The 20,298-nt window shown below is 57.4% G+C and carries 18 protein-coding genes and 1 riboswitch; of the genes, 1 reads left to right on the top strand and 17 read right to left on the bottom strand.

Features of this window, described 5'->3' with window-relative positions:
• Window positions 1-23: 23 nt before the first annotated feature.
• Window positions 24-86, bottom strand: a riboswitch (Fluoride riboswitch).
• A 60-nt stretch (window positions 87-146) separates the two neighbouring features.
• The 10 genes from CDO73_RS08900 to CDO73_RS08855 all read right to left on the bottom strand — a co-directional run bounded on the left by CDO73_RS08900 (window position 147) and on the right by CDO73_RS08855 (window position 10,527).
• A complete protein-coding gene (locus CDO73_RS08900; protein WP_088488175.1) occupies window positions 147-713 on the bottom strand; it encodes an SF0329 family protein in 567 nt (188 codons plus the stop codon).
• Window positions 714-758: 45 nt separating this feature from the next.
• The gene (locus CDO73_RS08895) at window positions 759-1,175 is read right to left on the bottom strand and encodes a MarR family winged helix-turn-helix transcriptional regulator (RefSeq protein WP_088488174.1); all 417 of its coding nucleotides are present in this window, start codon (window positions 1,173-1,175) and stop codon (window positions 759-761) included.
• Window positions 1,176-1,251: 76 nt separating this feature from the next.
• Entirely contained in the window at window positions 1,252-1,986 is a 735-nt protein-coding gene (locus CDO73_RS08890) for an SDR family NAD(P)-dependent oxidoreductase (protein ID WP_088488173.1), read from the bottom strand.
• A gap of 104 nt (window positions 1,987-2,090) precedes the next feature.
• A complete protein-coding gene (locus tag CDO73_RS08885) occupies window positions 2,091-3,062 on the bottom strand; it encodes an alpha/beta fold hydrolase (RefSeq protein WP_256972624.1) in 972 nt (323 codons plus the stop codon).
• A gap of 295 nt (window positions 3,063-3,357) precedes the next feature.
• Window positions 3,358-3,897, bottom strand: a complete 540-nt coding sequence (locus CDO73_RS08880) for a hypothetical protein (RefSeq protein ID WP_088488171.1) — start codon at window positions 3,895-3,897, stop codon at window positions 3,358-3,360.
• Between the two features lie 437 nt (window positions 3,898-4,334).
• The gene (locus CDO73_RS08875) at window positions 4,335-5,201 is read right to left on the bottom strand and encodes a carbohydrate ABC transporter permease (RefSeq protein WP_179218641.1); all 867 of its coding nucleotides are present in this window, start codon (window positions 5,199-5,201) and stop codon (window positions 4,335-4,337) included.
• Entirely contained in the window at window positions 5,198-6,085 is an 888-nt protein-coding gene (locus tag CDO73_RS08870; protein ID WP_088488170.1) for a carbohydrate ABC transporter permease, read from the bottom strand. Before CDO73_RS08870 ends, CDO73_RS08875 begins: the two co-directional genes overlap by 4 nt.
• A 21-nt stretch (window positions 6,086-6,106) precedes the next feature.
• Entirely contained in the window at window positions 6,107-7,609 is a 1,503-nt protein-coding gene (locus tag CDO73_RS08865; RefSeq protein ID WP_088488169.1) for an ABC transporter substrate-binding protein, read from the bottom strand.
• A gap of 25 nt (window positions 7,610-7,634) precedes the next feature.
• Entirely contained in the window at window positions 7,635-9,290 is a 1,656-nt protein-coding gene (locus CDO73_RS08860; RefSeq protein ID WP_088488168.1) for an alpha-glucosidase, read from the bottom strand.
• Between the two features lie 244 nt (window positions 9,291-9,534).
• Complete coding sequence (locus CDO73_RS08855; protein ID WP_088488167.1) at window positions 9,535-10,527, bottom strand: LacI family DNA-binding transcriptional regulator; 993 nt, start codon at window positions 10,525-10,527, stop codon at window positions 9,535-9,537.
• 328 nt (window positions 10,528-10,855) lie between these two features.
• Between CDO73_RS08855 and CDO73_RS08850 the strand changes: the two genes are divergently transcribed.
• Complete coding sequence (locus CDO73_RS08850) at window positions 10,856-11,164, top strand: hypothetical protein (protein WP_088488166.1); 309 nt, start codon at window positions 10,856-10,858, stop codon at window positions 11,162-11,164.
• 51 nt (window positions 11,165-11,215) lie between these two features.
• On the opposite strand, the gene CDO73_RS08845 is transcribed toward CDO73_RS08850, so the two are convergent.
• The 7 genes from CDO73_RS08845 to CDO73_RS08815 form a co-directional block, all read right to left on the bottom strand.
• On the bottom strand, window positions 11,216-13,153 hold the full coding sequence (locus CDO73_RS08845) for an FtsX-like permease family protein (protein ID WP_088488165.1): 1,938 nt from the start codon (window positions 13,151-13,153) through the stop codon (window positions 11,216-11,218).
• On the bottom strand, window positions 13,140-13,898 hold the full coding sequence (locus CDO73_RS08840) for an ABC transporter ATP-binding protein (protein ID WP_088488164.1): 759 nt from the start codon (window positions 13,896-13,898) through the stop codon (window positions 13,140-13,142). The genes CDO73_RS08845 and CDO73_RS08840 overlap by 14 nt, the downstream gene beginning before the upstream one ends.
• A gap of 162 nt (window positions 13,899-14,060) precedes the next feature.
• Complete coding sequence (locus CDO73_RS08835) at window positions 14,061-15,053, bottom strand: sensor histidine kinase (protein WP_088488163.1); 993 nt, start codon at window positions 15,051-15,053, stop codon at window positions 14,061-14,063.
• Window positions 15,050-15,754: a response regulator transcription factor gene (locus CDO73_RS08830; RefSeq protein ID WP_088488162.1), complete on the bottom strand. Its 705-nt coding sequence runs from the start codon at window positions 15,752-15,754 to the stop codon at window positions 15,050-15,052. Before CDO73_RS08830 ends, CDO73_RS08835 begins: the two co-directional genes overlap by 4 nt.
• A gap of 267 nt (window positions 15,755-16,021) precedes the next feature.
• Window positions 16,022-17,920, bottom strand: coding sequence for a 23S rRNA (uracil(1939)-C(5))-methyltransferase RlmD (gene rlmD, locus CDO73_RS08825; protein WP_088488161.1), 1,899 nt, complete (start codon window positions 17,918-17,920; stop codon window positions 16,022-16,024).
• Between the two features lie 552 nt (window positions 17,921-18,472).
• A complete protein-coding gene (locus CDO73_RS08820) occupies window positions 18,473-19,354 on the bottom strand; it encodes a diacylglycerol kinase (protein WP_088488160.1) in 882 nt (293 codons plus the stop codon).
• 162 nt (window positions 19,355-19,516) lie between these two features.
• Window positions 19,517-20,293 carry a sirohydrochlorin chelatase gene (locus CDO73_RS08815; protein WP_088488159.1) on the bottom strand — a complete coding sequence of 259 codons (777 nt, stop codon included), beginning with the start codon at window positions 20,291-20,293 and terminating at the stop codon, window positions 19,517-19,519.
• Window positions 20,294-20,298: the final 5 nt, after the last annotated feature.

The raw sequence follows: 20,298 nt of genomic DNA, 5'->3' as shown, positions 1-20,298 counted from the left end.
AACAGACTCCTACCCATAGTGAATTATGAGTAGGAGTCATTAGTCTTATACGGACGGTTACGGCGAACTCCATCGCCTTATTTGACTGCTGTCATGATAAGGCGAATACCGGCAAAAGTCAATGTCCGTTTACCGAACAAATTGGCTTAGGCATCCCGCCGCAGTTCATAGAAATACTGCACGATCGGATGCTTCATGCGGATCGTATCGGACAGATTCATGATCCGCTTTTTGCCGACCCGGCGGTCGAGCAGCGCCAGCACGTTCGGCAGGATATCCGGGCTCTCCAGACTGGTCTCGATCGGCGTGGTCAGAAACTTGTTCGCGTCTTTCGAGAAATTCGATTTGCTGAGTGCCGCCTGCGCCGCCATCATCGCTTTCGCGTATTCCGACGCTTTGCGGCCGCGGGCCATGACTTTGAGACGATCTTCGGGAATCGGGCCTTTGGCGCTTTTGCGCACGGCTTCGATATCTTCCGGACCGACCGGGATATACAGCTCGGGATCATTCTTGATCTCCTGCTCCGATGCGTACCAGCGGATGCCGTTCGTCGGATCGCTCATGTTCAGAATATTCTTCTTGTCGACGGCGATATGGCAGGTGCCCGACTTATCGAGCAGATACCGGTAGCTCGTGCCCCGATATTCGACTCTCGTTTGCAGCGCCGGAGCGAGAAAACTCTCCAACTGCTGCTGCAATTTGCTCCAAGACATGGAATCCCTCCTTTTCGGATGCTCCCTTTTGGGATGCTCCACGGTTCAATCCGCACTCCATTTGCCGAAAATGCGCAGCAGCTGCTCCACTTCTTCGTCCGTCAGTTTCTCGAACAGCTCGCGGCGCAGTTTCCGGCCTTCGACGTTGGCTTTGACGGTCATTTCGCGTCCTTCTTCGGTAATGTTCAGATACATGATCCGCCGGTCCGATTCGTCCGCGACACGCACCGCAAGCTGCTTCTTGACCAGCTTGTTCGACAGATGGGTCAAGGTGGCCGGCGTCAGCCCGAGCGCTCTGGCGATGTCCGAAGGCCGGCTCTTGCCGTGCTCGCGAAGATGGGCCAGCACCAGAATATGCGAAATGCCAAGGTCGGCATTAAACGATTTGTTCCATTGAATGATCAACCGATTGGTGACCGTGTCCATCCCGTGAATCACTTCGAAGATCGTTTTTTCTTCCATGACGCTTCCGCCCCTCTTTCTGCCAGACAAAAAGCCCCTAAGCGAAGTTAGGGGCCTTGTCTGTTCATCATACCGATTATTGCGCGGAAAATCCACCGTCGATCACCAATTCGGCGCCTGCCATATACGACGATTCGTCCGAAGCCAGAAACAGCGCCGCGTAAGCGATATCGTCCGGCTGTCCGAGCCGCCGCAGAGGCGTCGCTTGAATCAACTGATCCAGCAGGCCGCGGGACGTGCTCAACGCCTGCGTCATCGGCGTCTCGATCACGCCCGGGAACAGCGCGTTGACCCGCACGCCTTTGCGCCCGAACTCCGTCGCCGCCGCTTTGGAGAACGCGCGGACCGCTCCTTTGGAAGCCGTATAATGGTTGAAACCCTGCCCGATCTGGGCCGTGTACGAAGAGATGTTCACGATCGAACCTTTGCCCTGCTCGGCCATATAAGGCGCGACATGCTTGATCCCGGCAAAAGCCCCGAAACCGTTGATCGCCAGCATTTTCTGCCAGTCCTCGTAATCGATATCCGCAAACGGTTTTTCCGACGAAATTCCCGCGTTGTTGACCAGAATGTCAATGCGGCCGAACCGCTCACGGACTTCTTTCGCCAAACGCGCCCATTCTTCGTCCGACGCCACGTTCAGCTTCATGCCGTGTACTCCCTGCTTGCGGTTCGCTTTGTCCAGCGCTTCTTCGTTGATGTCCGCCGCGATGACGGTCGCTCCTTCTCTGCTGAACATATCGACCATCGATTCGCCAATTCCGGAAGCGCCTCCCGTGATGATCGCGATCTTGTTATCCAGTCTGCCCATTGCCGCACGCTCCTGTTCGCATAATGATTCTATTTATTTAGACATCTAAATATTTTGTATCTAAATAATAAACCGAATTTGAACAGGTTGCAAGCGTGCGGCGATTACGGCAAAAAGGAGGCGGTAAAAGCTTTTACCTGCTCGGCAATCTCTACGGGATGCGAGCGGTACAGATAATGGTTCGCGTCGAGCAGCAGAATCTCGGCCCGTTCGGAGTTCGCGATCTGCTTCTCGTGTTCGGGAACCCATTCGTCGACGACGGGATGCTTCTTCTGAAGCACGAACAGCACGGGCAGGTCCGGCGGAAAAGACTGTCGCTGTCCGGTCTGAAAATTGCCGTACATTCGCACGACTTCGTTCAACTGCGTGTCGTTGTAAATGTTGCGGCGCATCAGGATATGAAGCTGCTCGAGCGTCTTCGCGTCGTAATCCAATCCTTCGTAAGGGTCGGCGGTCAGTTTGAGCTGCACGCGATCGAAGCCCAAATTGCGGAACCACCGGATCGGCGCGACGTCCGAAGCTTCGATCTTCTGCTCGCTGAGCGAAGGCACGCTGCTGTCCAGACCGATATAGGCGATCACTTCGTCCGGATATTCGTTTACGTAATCCAAGCCGTACAAACCGGAGATCGAATGCGCCATCAGGACGTAGCGGTCGATATCCAGACTTTGCAGCGCGGCATGAATCTCTTCGACGATCTGCGCCGTGCTGCGCTCCGCGTCGGTCCCGTCGCTCAGGCCGTAACCGAAAGGTTCAACCGCGACGACCCGGTAATCCGGCGTCAGCTCGTCGATCAGCGGCTTGAAATCGAGTCCGGGCGCGGCATTACCGTAACCGGGCAGCAGCACGATCGTGTCTTCGCCTTCGCCTTGAACGAGGACGTTCATGGATTTCCCGTCGACGGTCACTTTCTCGCCGTACGGTTCCAGCTTTCGGTTCTCGGAAGCCGTACTGATCCGGTCGACGGCGAACACGGTCGCGACAAACAGCAGGATCACGATCAGAATGCCGGCAACTATTTTCAGCAAAACGGATAAGGTTCGCCGGGCGATACGTTTCATTCGAGACGATGTCAAAACATTCAGCTCCTTCTTCGGTCGGGGCGGAACTTCGCGATCCGCCCCGACCAGCATAACGAAGCGAGATGTCCTCGGGATGACGGGAATATGAACGGAAGATGAACCTTGGAAAAGGACTTCCGTCGCCAAAAAACATACTTGAAGCGCTTCGCTTATTCCTTTAGGGCGGGCAAAAGAAAAAGAGCCTGCTCCGAGGAACAAACTCTTGCGGCGGAAATTCAACGAACAAAAAAAGAGTCGGGCATCTTATAGAAAAAAAGAAAGCATGCGCACATCGCAGGATTCATGCCGTTCAAGGCGCAAAAATCTCCGGCTGATCGTTCCGCCAAGCGCCGATGCAGCCGATCAGGCAGAAAGTGCAGCTTCGCAGCCGAGTACCGTCTTCGAACTCCATCGCGATATTGAGCTCCGGCGTGCGCCAAGCCAGAATACGGCCGGAGAAGCCGGGCCATTCCGTCATCTCGTCCATCGCGGGAAGGCCGTAAGCCGCGATGGCGTCGTCGGGCGACGCATCCATAGACAGACCGCCGGGAAGCACGCCCGCATACGGAGCTTTGATCCGGTCGTCCGACCCCGGCGCAAGAAAATGGACGGCCCCCATGATCCAGCCGTCTTCCGTCGAGTAGGTACGTCCCGTGAGATCATTGATCTTGGGCGCGCGATACAGATCGAGCCGCAGCGAAGCTTTGGCCGACCAGACGATATCGTCGTTGAAATAGCTGCTCGGCTGCGGCATGCGTTTGACGCCGAGCGGCGCGAGCATTTTCTGAATCGCTTTGGCCTCGTAAGTTCGGCCGAGGGTTTCGACCAAGAGCTCGGAAGATTCGGTCATATTTCTCACGCCCTTCAAATTGTTTATTTGTATCTACCACAAGTATAACCTCTCATCTTAAGCCTCCTGCAAGCTTTTTTCAGACCTGCAAACGCGCCTTTCCGCCCTCCCCATCCGATGCTCGATTACCGACTCGCCCGTTTCGAGGTCTACGAACAGTTCTCCCTTCGTCCAACGCAGCCTGACCTCGTCGTCGCTTCCCAGCGTGAGAATTGACCAGCTTGGCGCCGAGCGCCAAAAACTTCTCCAACTGCCGATCCGGTCTGATCGATCAGCCGCTCGCTCGTGCCCCGCATCGGCGTTCGGGAGACCGGCCAGCAGGGAAAATGCAGAATGTTCGAATTCCGAAGCGCGGCTGCCGACTTTTCCGTATAGTCCAGCCCGTAACCGGCATCGCGGTAAAAGATCGGCACATTCTTCCCTCCTTGCGCTGGCGGTTATTTGACGGCCCCTTCGGTCACGCCTTTGATGAAGTATTTTTGCAGAAACAGGTACAGCACGACGATCGGAACGATCGAACCGAGCACGGCGGGGAAGATCAACTCCCACGGGTTGCTGAACTGTCCGGCGAGCATCTTGGCGTAGTAGAGTTCCAGCGTCAGCGTCTTATGCTCCGCGTTGCCCAGCACGAGGAACGGCAGCAGATAGTCGTTCCAGATCCAGAGCGCGTTCAGAATGACGACCGTTACCGTGATCGGCTGCACCAGCGGGAAAACGACCTTGAAAAACAGGCTGCCGATGCTTGCGCCGTCGATCAGCGCCGCTTCTTCGAGCGCCAGCGGAACGCTGCGCATGAAGCCGTGATACAGGAACACCGACATGCCGAGTCCGAAGCCTCCGTACATCAGGATCAGTCCCGGAATATTTTTGAGGCCGAACGATTCGAATTGATGGATCAGCGGATACATCAACGACTGGAAAGGCACCAGCATCGCCGCCGTCAGCGCGAGCAGCAGAATGCGGCTGCTGGCGGAATCGTTGCGTACCAGCATCCAGGACAGCAGCGAGGAGCAGAAGACGATCAGGCATACCGCCGCGATCGTAATGCCTGCCGTGATCAGCGCGGCCTGAACGAAATGGATCTGGGACAGGGCGCTCGACAGATACGCGAATGACCATTCCCGCGGCAGCGCCATCGGTCGGGCCACGATCGCTCCCTGATCCTTGAACGAGTTGACGAACAGAAACAGCAGCGGAAACAGCGTGCACAGCGCAAGCAGGATCAGGGCAGCATACGCCGCGACTTTGCCGCCCGGCAGGCGGAAAGCAGGCTTGCGGACTTCGGACGAAGCGGCGCGGATCATGCGTCCACCTCCTTTTTCTTCGTAATATAGACTTGAACCAGACCGATGATCGCGACCAGAATGAAGAATACGACCGCTTGAGCCTGCGCCTGACCGTAATCCGGCGGCTGCGTGTAGCGAACGGTCCGCAGAATTTGCAGCGACAGCATCGACGTGTTGAACGAGCCGTTCGTCAATGCGACGTTCTGATCCAGCAGCTTCAGGCAGCTGGCCAACGTAAGGAACAGCACGATCGTGATCGACGGCATCAGCATCGGCAGCGTAATATAACGGAACTTCGTCCAAGCGTTCGCCCCGTCGAGCGAGCCGGCTTCGTACAGGTCGCGCGGAATGTTGTTCAGTCCGGCGACGAAGATGATCATCATGTAGCCGGCCATCTGCCAAGTCACCATGATGACGAGGGCAAACAAGTTTTTCGTCGAGTCCTGAGTCATATTGGTCAGAAACGCGATGTTCAGTCCGCCTTCGCCGAACATTTCCGTGAAGACGTTCTGGAAAATGAACTGCCAGATAAAGCCGAGCGCGAGTCCGCCCAGCAGGTTAGGCAGGAAAAAGACCGTTCGGAACAAAGCGACGCGTTTGCCGACGTAATCGAGCAGCAGCGCGAGCAGCAGTCCTGCCGCGCCGATCGACACTACCGCGAGCGCCGTGAATTCAAGCGTGTACAGCAGCGCGTGCAGAAACTGGCGGCTCCGGAAGATGCGCGCGTAATTTTCCAGTCCGACGAAGGAAGACCATGCGCTTCCGCCGACGAAGTACGTGCCCCGCCATGCCGTGAACGAATAGAACAAACCGACCAGAAACGGCACCAGCACGACCGCGGCAAACAGGATCAGCCCGGGCAAAGCCAGAGGCCAGAACCACTTTTTGTAATAACCACTCATTTCAGCAGCCTCCCCATACTTTTAATACATGACGTCTTTCCAGCCCTGGACCGCCTGTTCGGCGATCGTCCGGTAATCGTCCGGCATCCATTCGCCTTCGCGGTTGTAATAGCGTTCCTGCAGGATCGAACCGAACACTTCCTGTCCCCAGTAAGCGCCGCCCGCGGGCGAACCGTTGAACGGATTGGAGAGCGTATCGCCGGCCAATTGATACTCGATCAGCGAATTGTTGAGCGCATTGTCGAACTTCACGCTCTCGTCCGCGTTGTAGGGAATGAACTGGAAATCTTCGACGACGGCGCGACGGCCCTCTTCCGTCGTGTTCAGCCAGACAAGAAATTGCTGCGCCAGCTCCTGCTCGCGTTTCGTGACCTTGGTGTTGATCGCGTAGTAGGAAGGGACGAACTCCGGAACCGAACGGTTGAATTTCTCGACCGTCAGTCCTTCGACCTTGATATCGCCTTGCTCGAGCGGAAGCTTGATCGGCAGGAAGGTCAGCGTCGGCAGAATGTCCGCGTTCAGCTTCTCGATGTTCGGATACACCCAGTTGCCCTGCTTCAGGAAAAGCGCTTTGCCGCTTGAGAAGAGCTGAACGGACACGTCGTAGCTCGCCGTGGTGGAATTGATGTAAGAAGGTCCCCGCTTCAGCGGACCGTCCATGCCCGCCGCGCGCGACGAGTACAGATCGAGCGTGCGGACGAGTTTCTCGAGCGGAGCTTCCAGCTCGTCGACCTGTTCCTCCGAAGCGTTTCTCGCGTCGACGGCGCTGCCGAATACCGCGTTCATCGCCATGTTGCCCATATGGTCGCCGTAAGTCCATTTCTCCGCTCCGGCTTCGGCGAACACGCCGGTCAATCGGGAAGTAAGCTCCGTTTTCGCCGCGGCGAAGCCATACGAATTGCCGTTCAGTTCGACTTCTTCCGCCTGTCCGGTCGCGATGTAAGCCTCGACTTGATTCACGAGATTTTCGAATTCGTCGTAGGTCGCCGCCTTGAAGTCTTCGAGGAACGATTGCGGATTCTTCAGATCGAACAACTGCTCCGCCATGCGCGTATCGACGATCAAGCCGTAGCCTTCGATGTTGTAAGGAATTCCGTAATTCTGCGAACCGTCCGCGCTGAGGCGAAGCGCTTCCGGCACGTCCGCTGCAAGCGCCTTCAATTCCGGATTGGACGCTTCGTTCAAATCGAGAATCGCGCCGCTCTCGGACCATTCCATAACGCCCCCGATATTCGTGGAAAATAGGGCCGGTTTGCCGCTCGAATTCATCTCGGACCGCAGCGTCTCCGCCACGTCGGTCGTGCCGAGCGAAAACAACTTGATCGTCAGGCCCGTTTCCGCTTCGTATCGGTCCACGACTTCTTCCATCGCCTGCGCGTTCTCCGATTTGCCGTTGAAAATGTAAAAATCGTAATTCGCCGGAACTTTCGCTTCCCGGCTTCCGCAGCCCGACAACAGCGCCGCTCCGAGCGCGAAGGCGGCCGCTCCGGCCGTCCATCTGCTCCGCGTCGTTCTCATTCCCATTTGATTCGCCCTCCCCGATCTTGGTTTATTCCGTCTCCGCCAACACGACCGACCGGTACGGCGGCATCTTCAGCATTTCCTCTGCCGCTCCCGACGATCCCCGGCCGGCAAAGCTGTCGAACACGACCTCGCGTCCTTCCAGCGGAAGCTCCAGTTCGCCGCCGTAATTGTTCAGCACGAGAAGCCTTCGCCCTTCGAATGTCCGCCGGTATGCGATCAGCGACGCATACTCGGTCAGAGCCGGTTCGAAGCTGCCGAATGCCAGTACGTCGCTCCACTCTTCGCTTTTTCTGAACGCGATCAATTCTTTGTAATAAGCCAAGATCGAGGAACCGTCGGCCTGCAGCTTCTTCGCGTTCACCTCCCGATAAGCCGGATGAACCGGCATCCAAGGAGTTCCTGTCGTGAAGCCGGCATGCGTTTCCGCGTTCCACTGGAACGGCGAACGGGCGTTGTCGCGGCCGTAATTGTTCAATTCCCGAAGCATCTCTTCCTCGGAACGTCCCTGTGCCAGTCCTTCTTCCCATTGATTCAGCGCGGATACGTCCTGAAATTCGCCGATCCCGCTGCGCATGCCGTTCGTCATGCCCAGCTCCTGCCCTTGATAGATAAAAGGCGTGCCCCGAAGCAGCATGTACGTCGTCGCCAGACAGGCCATGCCGTCCCGGCCGTGTTTGTCTTTGTCCAGAAACTTGTCGGGACAGCGCGCCTGATCGTGGTTTTCCAGAAAGATCGCGCTCCAACCGTGCTCCTGCGTGTGCAGCACGCTCTCGAATATCCGGCTTCGCCAGGCGGCGACGGATTCCGGATCGCCTTTGACCGAGACGCCTTTCATATGATCCCAGTTGAAATCGAAGATCATCGAGAAGTGTCCGTCTGGCCCCGCGTATTCGGCGAACAGCTCCGGCGATACGCCGGGCGCTTCCGCCACGGTGACCGCGTCGTACTTGGCGAACGTTTCGCGCTTCATTTCGACCAGAAATTCCCCGATGCCCGGATAGCTCTGGAAGTTCTCGATCGGGTACAGCGCGCCGTTCTCCGCGTCGCCGGAAGCGAACGACAGGTCCTTTTTGATAAAAGTGATCGCGTCGATCCGGAAACCTCCGACGCCCTTGTCCAACCACCAGTTGATCATGTCGTACAGTTCGCGGCGAAGCTCGGGATTCTCCCAGTTGAGATCCGGCTGTTCTCTGGCGAACGTATGCAGATACCATCTGCCGTCGTCCGTCCGCGCCCAGGCCGAACCGCCGAAATTGGAACGCCAGTTGTTCGGAGGCCGTCCGTCTTCCGTCCGTCGGAAGTAGAAGTACCCGGCCTCTTCCGAATCCGGATCGTTCAGCGCGCGTCGGAACCATTCATGCTGATCCGAGCAGTGGTTGAGCACCAGATCGAGTACGATCTTGATTCCTCTGTCTTTCGCTGCCGCGATTAGTTCGTCCAGATCCCGATCGCTTCCGAACATCGGGTCCACGCTCCGGTAATCCGCCACGTCGTATCCGTTGTCGACCATCGGCGACCGGAAGATCGGGCAGATCCACAGCACGTCGATGCCGAGCTCGGCTAGATAATCCAGCTTCTCGATAATGCCCGGCAGATCGCCGATCCCGTCTCCGTCGGAATCTTTGAAGCTTTGCGGGTAGATTTGATACACGACAGCCCGCTTCCACCATTGGTTATTCATAAGTCCCTCCGTTATCTTAGTGGAACTGTTCCACATTTACTCAAAAAATTTTGGCGCCTTGAATTCGATTTCATAACGGCCCGCCGTAGAAGGCTCCGAGCCTTTTAGTGGAACTGTTCCATAAAAACTCAATAAAAAATTCGGCTGCTGCCGAACTTGTGGAACTGTTCCAGTGAAGTTAAGAATACGCTCCCCCACTTGAAAGGTCAATCTTTTTTTGTGGAACAGTTCCTTAAATACGATTTTAAGAAGGTACCCGCTTTGTCGTCTCTCCTTCGACCAACTTAACCGGAACGAGGACCTGCTCTTTCGCCGCCTGCTGTCCGTTAATCCGCTTCAAAAGCACCGCTACCGTCTGCCGGGCGATCGCTCGCACGTCCTGCACGATCGCCGCAGGGGCCGTCGAGTTGAAAGACGTCACGAAGGTGCCGTCGTAAGCGATAATGTTCAGCTTCCCGGGCACGTCGATGCCGAGGGAAGACGCCGCTTTGAGGAAGGCCGCGGCCTGCAGATCGGATGCGAGCACGCCGTCGACGTCCGGGTGCGCCGTCAGCAGCTTTTTGGTCAATTTATAGCAGCTTGCATAATCCGTCGTGGCGTCCCAGGAAACTTCTTCCCGGATCGTCTCGACGCCGTTCTCCCGCAGACAGCGGTCGAGCGCGTCGTCGCCTTCATGCGACTGCAGCCGGTACTGCCGGTCGCCGACCGTATGCAGCACCTTTCGGCAGCCGCATTCCAGAAACTTTTTCGCCGCCAGCTCGCCGCCCTGCTTGTGATCCGAGCTGACGACGGGAATGCCGGGCACGATCCGGTCCAAGAATACGATCGGCTTCTCCAGCTTCGCGTAGCTCTCGTCCGGCAGCACCGCCGCTCCGTCGATCACGCCGTCGAACAGATTGCGTTCCAGCGTATCGAGATATTCCCGCTCCCGCTGCTCTTCTCCTCCGGTACTGCACAGCATCATGTTATAGCCGAACTTGCGCAGCTCCAGCTCCAGATGATTCCACAGCGAAGAGAAAAAAGGATGGATCAAACCCGGCGCGACGACCCCGATAATCCCGGTGCTCTGCCGATACAGATTGCGAATCCACTGATTCGGCACGTAATCCAGCTCGGCCACCGCAGCCTTGATCTTCTCGCGCGTTTCTTCCGCCACATACCCGCTGCTGTTCAGCGCTCTCGACACCGTGCTCGGCGCCACCTGCGCCAGCTTGGCTACTTCCCGTATGCTCGCCATGCTTCCATTCCCCGCTTTCTTGTCCGTTCCGTCAATCGGGAATCAGTATAGCAGTTGAGGAACTGTTTCACAAGGCGGGGAAGGTGGGCGGGCATACGGAACAGGAGGCGCGGATTTTCGCTCCTCCTGCTGTTTTTTTGCATGAAATCCGCTTATAGGCAGCAATCCGGCTAAGTCGGTCGCGGCTTCGTTTGCTCACGATTTTTTCTTTTGATTCTTAATAATCGGTTTGGTTTTGCTAAAATAGAAAACGAGAATCATGAAAAGCAATTCTTCTATAAAAGGAACTAGGCATCAAAATAACGACATCGAATAAGAGGCGAATCTTTTGATCAAAACCGTGCTTTTTTATCTCCTGCTCAACGTGATCCTGATTCCGTTTTATGTGACCGGTTGGTTTCTCGGTTTTAGCGCTTTCGTATTGGCTCCTCATGCTTACACCGGATGGGACATGTTTGAGATCTACATCCTTTTACTGCTGCCCAATTTTATTTTATTCGTGTATATTCTCGTCGACGGCTTCAAAAGAGGATTCAGCCGGAAGATCAGTTTGTGCTGCATGCTCTTCATGACGGCGTTCCTGGGGATAGGCGTGTTCCGAGATCTTTTGCAATTCGGCGCATGGATAAAAGAGTAAGGCGAAACACGATTCGGAGATCGGCTACGCTTCGCTTGCCTCTTCTGGACCTCAAGTCCCCGGCTTCGTCCGTAAAATATGATCGACATACCGCCACCGCGCGATCAGGAAATACACGATCTGCACCAGAGCGAAAACGGCGAACAGAATCACCGCATTACCGAAAACGGAGAACTCGACCAGCATCTGCAGGGCGATGAAAGCCATCGTGCTGTGAACGAAGGCCAGCAGGATCGGCAGGAAAAACATAAAGGCCAGCTGCCGGGTCATGATGCCGCCAAGCTCTTTGCGGCTCAATCCGACTCTGCCGATCATCCGGTAATGCCGTCGGTCGCGTTCCAGATCAGTAAAGAGGCGCAGGTACAAAAAGCTGGCCGCGAACGTGAAGAAGACGATGCCGACCAGTACGCTGAAGATCAGGATCAGTCCGTTCCGCTGGATAGATTCCAACCACTGAAGCACAAGCGGACGGTCCAGCCTGTACTTCGCTTCGTCCGTGTACGGGAGCTGCGCTTGGATCCGATTGGCGGCGTCACGGGTCTGCTCCCAGTCGGAGACCCGGAACACGAAGGAACGTTCTTCCCCGGTCTCCCACTCCTGAAGAGGAATACGGTCGAAGACTTCGTCCGTCACGATAACAAGCGGGTTGCCGCCGGTATCGTAAGGGACGATAATATGCGGGATATATTTCTGCATATCCAATATTGAATCGCGCTCGCCCGTCACGATCCGGAGAGTCGGCGGCGTGCGGCGGCCGTGCTCGATATTCGCCTTCTGCGTAAGGGTGGTGGCGACTCCCAACGCTTGGTTGTCGTTTGCCAGCCGCTCTTCGGGATACCCGAGGGCTGCGGCCAGACCGTTGTAATCGCTGAGCCGCGCAAGCGCGGAACCTTCCTCGGTATACTTGATGCTGAAGCTTCCCATCTTGTATTCGAATCCGTCCGCCTCGAGCTCGCTCCCGATCAGGCGCACCTGCTCTTCTTCCTGTTCGTTACCGGGAAGCGACGTATAGCTGAACGCGTACGGATTGCTCATCTCGGTAAGCCCCGGACTGCGCAGTGCCATCGTCGTGCCGATCCCGGTAAAAGCCACGGCCGACACGATCGCCACCATGAACAGCATGGTCGCATTGTCTTTCACGCGGTAGGCCAGCTCCGATAACGTGATCAAGTTGGTGCGTTTGAAGAAAACGGACGGTTTGCTTTTGAACTTTCCGATCGCCCATACGCTCAACTGAGCGAACAAGAAGTAGCTTCCGATCACCGTACAGGCAACGCCCAGCAGCAGAACGATAAACGAAAAATCACGGTCCGACGCAAAATAGAACACCAGACCGTACCCCGTCAGCATCAGGATCAAAGCCAGCAGCGCCAACGGTCTGGAGGCTTTGGGTTCGGCTTTGGGCCGGTCTTCCGCCTGAAGCAGCGCAAGCGGGTCCCGCTTCGTCAAAGTTCCGGCCGTAAAGCGCGAGATCAGCAGGAACAGCACGATATAGATGCCCGCGGTCAGCAAGATCGCTTTCAGCGGGAGATAGAAGCGAAGCCCGCTCTCGATGGCGAGCAGATCCGCGCTGATCAGCAGAATGAGTTTGGAGAAGACCAGGCCCGCCGCGATCCCGGCTGCGACCGAGATCAGGCCGATCAGCATATTTTCCGTAAAAACCATGCTTTTCTGCTGCTTCGGCGACAGTCCGTGCATGATCAGAACGCCGAACTCTTTGGTCCGGGTCTTCAGGTAAGAGCCGACCGAGTACATCAGGAACAAAAAGGAAAAGATAAAGATCAGAATCTGGGACAGCGTCATGCCCATCGAAGCAAGCCGGCTGATCGCCGCGCTGGTCGATTCGAGCTGCCCTTGAAGCTGCGGATGAAACAGCAGCAGCGCATACGTGAAGAAAATCATGACCGAGAACGCGCTGCTCAGAAAATGCGCGGCATAGACCCGTTTGTTGCGCAGCACGTTCAACAGCGCGAGCTTACGAAAAGTCATGCCGGTGTCCCCCCAACAGCGAAAGCACGTCCAAGATATTTTGATAGAAAACGGCCCGGTTCTCTCCCGCATTGATCTCGTTGTACAATTTGCCGTCTTTGATAAACACCACGCGGTCGCAGTAGCTGGCGGCCATCGCGTCGTGCGTGACCAACATCAGAGTCGTCCCTTCTTCTTGGTTCAATCGAGTCAGCAGTTCCATGACGTCGCGCGCCGCTTTGGAATCGAGATTGCCCGTCGGTTCGTCGGCCAACAGCAGCGACGGCCGATGGATCAGCGCGCGCCCCACGGCGGTTCTCTGCGCTTGGCCTCCCGATATTTCGTACGTCCGATTATTCAAGATCGACGAGATTCCCAGCTTGCCGGCCATCTGCTCGACCCGCTGCATGATTTCGCCAGGATTCACGCCGTCCAGCGCGAGCGGCAGCGCCATGTTTTCCGCCACCGTCAACGTATTCAACAGATTGAAGAACTGAAAAACGAAACCCAATTTGCGGCGGCGGAACATCGCCAGCTCTTCCGCTTCCAGCAGATGCGGCTGCTGCCCGTCGATCTTCACCTCGCCGAGCGTCGGAGAATCGATGGTCGAGATGACGTTGAGCAGCGTCGTTTTGCCGCTCCCCGAAGGTCCCATAACGGCTACGGTTTCCCCTTTTTGGATCGTAAGATCGATATCGGACAAAGCCTCATGGCTGATTTTCCCTTTGTACACTTTGTTGAGCTGCTTTACCTGCAGAACTTCCATCGCCAGCATCCCCTTTCTTCTATAGATGTAGTCTATCCCGTAAAAGGAAGAAGAAGTATCGTTTAACGTTTCCCCAACCTTACATTGTTGTAAGGTACCAATTCGCTTCGCGCAATATGAAAAAAGACTCCGATTCCCGCCGAAGCGAAGATGTCGAAGCCCTTATTCGGAGTCGCCTGCAAACGGAAATTCGACGCGAACCGTCGTGCCCTGCCCTTGTTCCGATTCGATCGAGACGCGATGGTTCAGCCGGCCCGCCGCTTCCTGTACCAGATACAGGCCCATTCCGGTGGACTCTTTGAAGCTGCGGCCGTTCTCTCCGGTGAAAAAAGGGCGGAACACCCGTCCGAGATCCTGCTTGGGAATGCCCACGCCGCGATCGCTGACTTCCAGCAGGACGGATCTTCCCAAGCGGACAGTCGAGATCTTGACCGCCGTTCCGCTGCCCGCCGAATATTTGATCGCGTTGGACAGCAGCTGCTGAAGCATAAATCTCAGCCACTTGGCGTCCGTCTCTACCGTCAATTCGGCTTCGACCTTGTTCTCGGGATAGACCCGGCTGCGGATAAACAGTCGTTTGAACTCGGAGACCGTCTCGCCTACCGCTTCGCGCAGCTCTACCTTTTCCACGCGAAAATCCTGTTCGAACCGCTCCAGCCTGGACATCGACAGCACCATCTCCAGCCCTTTTCGCAAACGCTCGGCTTCTTCGGCAATACTGTCCGCCTGCTCGTCGTCCGCTTCTTGGGTCAGCAGCTCGATAACGGCCAGCGGCGTCTTCATCTGGTGTACCCACTGATTCATGAATTGCAGCCGTTCTTCCCGCTGCCGCTCCCAACTTCTGAGCCGCTCTTGGGTCTGCCGATAATAATCGTCCAGCAGTTCTTCCAGCGCGCGAGACAACGCCGCGGAACCGATCTCTTCCGGCGCGTCCAGCAGCTTCGGATAAGGCTTCGATAAGCGCCGATAGAACCCTCGCATCGATACATAGCGAACCGCCAGATAGCCGGCCAGCACCAGCAGTCCAAGAAAACCCGCATACAGAAGCGTGCCGGTATGGCTGTAGCCGTCGAACCAGAATACGAGCAGGACCAGCAGCAGCTGCACCAGCATGAAGCCGATCAGCATCAGATGCGAACGCAGAAACAGCTTCATGGCCGCTCTTCCTTCCATGCGGGCAGCAGACGATAGCCGGCTCCTCTTACGGTTTCCAGCGCATCCGAGATGTCCAGCTCCTGAAGCTTTTTGCGGACGCGGGTCATATTGACGCTCAGCGTGTTCTCGTCCACGTACGTCTGATCGTCCCACAGCTTCTCGAGAATCGTTTCCCGGCTGGCCAGCCGCGGACTGCGCTTCATCAGCAGCTCCAGCAGCACCGCTTCTTTCTTGGTCAGCGCCGCCGTATGCCCGGCCCTGCTCAGTTCGAGCCGCTCCGGATACAGCACCAACCCGTCCAGCTCCACCAGACGCTCTTCCGTCTTGGGCGCATAATCCCCGTAGGCCCGGCGAAGATGGCTGCGCAGCTTGGCGATGACGATTTCATAAGCAAAAGGCTTGGTCAGATAATCGTCCGCTCCGTTCTCCAGCGCCATGATCTGATCCATCGTGCCGCTTCGGGCCGAGATGCAGATAATCGGACAGGTGGAGACGGACCGAATCTGCCGGCACCAGTAATACCCGTCGTAGCTCGGCAGATTGATATCCATAAACACCAGATCCGGCCGAACAAGCCGAAACTGCTCCAATACATGCTCGAAATCCTGCACGACGACGCTCCGATCGCCGTATTTATCGATATGATCGCCCAGCAGCTTGGCGATCTTGGGATCGTCTTCCACGATCATGACGGTGTACATGGCTATAAAGGCTCCTTTCGGGAAAAGAGGGCGTAGTTTCGCTTTAAGTAAGACGGCTTAAGCGGGGAAAATATTGCAGGGGTTAGAGGGATAGATCGGATTTGTGAGGGCTGAAATAAAAAAACGCCGCCTGATACGCAAACAGGCGGCGTGGGGACTTTATAGTTTTGTTTGAGCTCGTCACGCGATTTTCGAGACTTGGATAGATCTTTTTCGAATTCGAATGGCCGGGATGAATGAGGTAACCGGAATGATGGGTTAGGATCGTTACCGCGTAAGCAGCGCCACGGCTTCCACATGCACCGTCTGCGGGAACATATCCACCGGCTGCACCTTCACCGTCTTGAATCCGCCGTCTTCCAGCACGCGCAGGTCGCGCGCCAGCGTCGCCGGGTTGCACGAGACGTACACGACGCGTTCCGGCTTCATCTCCAGAATCGTCTCCAGCAATCGCGGATCGCAGCCTTTGCGCGGCGGATCGACCACTATGACGTCGGGCTTGACGCCCTGCTCGCGCCAGCGCGGGATGACGTCTTCGGACGCGCCGACTTCGAATTCGGCGTTGGCGAAGCCGTTCAGTTCGGCGTTCTTGCGCGCGTCTTCGATCGCTTCTTTGACGATCTCGACGCCGTAGACCTTTTTCGCTTTCTGGGCGAGGAACAGCGAGATCGTGCCGATGCCGCAGTAGGCGTCGATGACCGTTTCGTTCCCTGTCAGCCCCGCGTACTCCAGCGTCTTGCCGTACAGCACTTCCGTCTGCGCCGGGTTGACCTGATAGAACGAACGGGCCGAGATCGCGAACTTCACATCGCCGATATAATCGTGGATGACTTCTTCGCCCCATAGGACGCGGGTCACGTCGCCGAAGATCACGTTCGTCTGGCGGGTGTTGACGTTCTGGCAGATGCTGCGGACGCCCGGTACGCGCTCGCGAATGCTTTCGATCCAGCGCTCGGCTTCCGGCAGACGGTCGCCGTTCGTGACCAGTACGACCATCTTCTCTCCCGTGGCAAAAGCAACCTTCACGACGACATGCCGCAGCAGTCCGCGGCCGGTTTCTTCGTCGTAAGCGGAGATGCCCAATTCGCGGCCGATCTCTTTGACGGCTTCGACCATCTCGTCGTTGTCTTCGTGCTGAATGATGCACGTCTGCATATCGACGATGCGGTGGCTGCCTCGGGCATAGAACCCGCCGATCAGGCGTCCGTGTTCTTGGCCCATCGGGACCTGCGCTTTGTTGCGGTAGCGCCACGGCTCGCTCATGCCGAGCGTCGGCGGAACGAGGATGCCGTTGTCGTCGGCGGCTTGCGCAGCCCCGGCCCTGCCGGAATCTTGCGCGCCGCTGAAGTCCGGCGCGGCGCTTTCCGAAGCCGTGACTGGCTCGCTGCCCGGCACGGATGCTTCCGAAGCCTCGCCGGCGTCCGGCTCCGCTCCCGAATTCTCGTAACCTTCTCCTCCGCCGAAAGCGACGGCGGTCTCGCCCGGCGCGTCGCCGGTCTGCACGGCCGCTTCATATTCGGCGGCGTCGCTGCGGCTTTCCCGCTCCGCTTCGCCCGGTCCTGCCGCCTGTGCGCCGGCTTCGGCCGTCTCCGCCGAGGCTTTCGTGCCTTCCGCACGGGCCGCAATGCCGGTCTGCGCCGCAGCGCCCGGAACACCTTCGCCTGCAAGCGGCCGCACGTTCAGCTTCCCGATCCGCTCCAAGCTGTTTACGACCTGCTGCCGCTTCCATTCCAGCTGCGCGGCATAATCCATATGCTGAATCTGGCAGCCGCCGCAGCGGTCGAAGATTTCGCACGGCGCTTCGACGCGCGCCGTGCTGGACTCCAGCAGCGTCTGCATCTTGGCGTAGCCGTACTGCTTCTTGGTCTTGAGCACGCGGGCCGAGATCTTCTCGCCCGGCAGAGCGCCCGGCACGAACAGCGTGTAGCCGTCCGCGCGGCCCACGCCTTCGCCGTCGTGGTTCATACCGATAATATCGAGCGTGATCTCGTCGTTCTTCGCGACCGGAAGGCCGGCGATCTCCGCGGCTGCCGGCCGGGAACCTCCGCGTCCGCGCGAGCCGCCGTTTCGGCTGCCGCCTGCGGGAGTGCCGGAAGCGGGATTTCGTCTGCCGCTTCGTCCTTGCCCTCCGCTTTTTCCTCCCCGTCCGCTGTTGCTGCTGTTCATATCGATTCACTTCTTTCGCTTATATTCAAATCATAGGCAGTCAGGACAGACTCACGTTGCTTTTTAAGCAGCGTAGGATGCCCATTTTGGTCTACGGTCAGAGCTACGTTGCCGAAAAAGCAATCTAGAAGCCCCAAATGCTCTTTTTGCTAAAAATTCGATACGCTACGTTGCTTATTAGTCAACGTGGCCGCTCGAAAGTGGATTTTCAGCCTTCTACATTGCTTTTTAGGCAATGAAGTGTTCCCGCATCTCGTATGTCCGCGTAATCGGACGCTGGAACACTCAGCCCGATCTCTGTCCGATTTTTCGAGCAGGTCCGAATCGGACACATACAGCCGTTTCCGGCTTTTGACGGATCAGCCCTACAGCCGGGCAGCGTCCTTTTCCGGACATGCAAAAAAGGAGGATGTCCGCGATCCGTGCAGCTTGCCGCTGCCCGGAGCCGGTTCTTCCTCCCGTATTGTAACACGTTATTCCCGACGGAAACATGCTTTTCGTTCTTGCGGATCGACAGCGGATGTCCGGAAACTCCGGCTCGTCCGTCCGCTCTTACGCGAACACCCGCAGATGCTGCGGCAGCACTTCGAATACGCCCGGCAGGCGGCCGCCGAGTTCGCCGTCGAGGTTCAGCAGCACGTCGTTCGGCGACGTGACTTCGAGGCGCGGCGTGCGGAAGTAGATCACGTTCGGATCGTTGAAATGATCGCCGCGCTGCGCCATCGAGACGACGCGGATAAACTCGGCCAGATTGCATTTCTTAAGCAAAATGACGTCGAGCTGGGCGTCGTCGATCCGCGCGTCGGGCATCAGGCGTTCGAATCCGCCGACGGAGTTCGTGTTGCCGATCAGGAAGATCATGAATTCGCCTTCGATCGGTCCCTGACCTTCCGCGTCGATCTTGAGCTGCATCGGCGACAAGTTGACCATCTTCTCGATGCCTTTGAAATAATACGCCAACTGGCCGATCATCGTCTTAAGCCGGCTCGGGACTTCGTAGGTGAGTTCCGTCAACGAGCCGCCGCCCGCGATATTAATGAAATAACGATCGTTCGCCCGTCCTACGTCGATCGGGCGCGATTCGCCGCGCAGCACCAGATCGCAGTAGTCTTCCCACTGCCGGGAGATGCCGAGCGCCCGCGACAGGTCGTTGGTCGTGCCCAGCGGGAACACGCCCAGTTCCGGACGGTGTTCTTGATCCGCCAGACCGTTGACCACTTCGTAGATCGTTCCGTCGCCGCCTGCGGCGATGACGATATCGTAGCCTCGGCGCGCCGCGTCGGCGGCCGCGAGCGTCGCGTCGCCTTCGCCGGTCGTGGCGTGCACCGTCGTCTCGATCCCGCCTTCGTCGAGGCGCTGCAAAATATCCGGCAAACGGCGGCGCATTTCTTCGCGTCCGGACGTCGGATTATAAATCAGCCTCGCTCTTCTCATCTGTCAAACTCCACCCGTTCCTTATAAGTAGGGGCTTTTCCCTTATAGGCTGCCCCGTTCGAAAGGGGAACCGCGTCAGAGACAAGCCGTACATCTTGGCATCCAACATGAAACGAAGGCCGCCCCGTTCGACGCCTTCGCTTCGCGACTTCTTCGATTATACTACGAATCCCCGTCTTTGCCGACCTGCTCCAGCAGCGCTTCGACCTGATGCTCGATCCAGACCGGCAGCAGCGGGTGAGGCAGCAGCGCTTCGCCCGTGTAGCCGTAGTCGAGTCCTTCGAGTTTGCGAGGGATCACCGTTTGCAGAAAATAGCCCGTGCTCAGGAACAGCGGCGCGATCAGCACGCGGCGTCCCCGCTCGATCCATTCCCGAGTTTTGACGCGCACGTTGTCCGGGTTGAGCAGCGCGTAATCGCAGACGAGTCCGCTGGTCTCGCCGACTTTGCGGGCCAGCGCTTCCGCGCCGGCTTCCCAACGCTGACGGAAACCGTCGTGCACGCTGCCGTGTCCGACGAGCAGGATCATCTCGCGCTCCGGATCGACCGAAGCGGGCGAGACTTTATCCCACACCATGCGCGCCACGTCCGGGTCGTCGCCCATCGGACGGCCCACGTGCATGCGAGCCGAGATCCGGAAAGGTTCGAGATCCGTTTCCTTGTCCGGCTCGCTCTTCGCGCCCAGCGCATATTCGATCTCGTCGATATGCGTGCTGCCTTCGGAGACGAACAGCATCACGGCCAGAATGTCCGTGACGCCTTCGGCTTCGAGTTCGTCGATGCCGTGCTGGATCGACGCGCCTTCCACATTGCCCAGAAAAGACACCGCGACCGGCATATGTTCCTTGATTCTGACTTCGCCGGCCGCTTCCTCCACCGCCTGCACCCATTCCGGCTGCGGCGAACCGTGACTGATAATCAAAGCGCCCGTCTTCGTCATAACGA

The sequence above is a fragment of the Saccharibacillus sp. O23 genome (assembly GCF_002205895.1).
GTDB lineage: Bacteria > Bacillota > Bacilli > Paenibacillales > Paenibacillaceae > Saccharibacillus.
The sequence above is the reverse complement of the archived record's forward strand: the minus strand, read 5'-3'. Positions and strand labels throughout refer to the sequence as shown.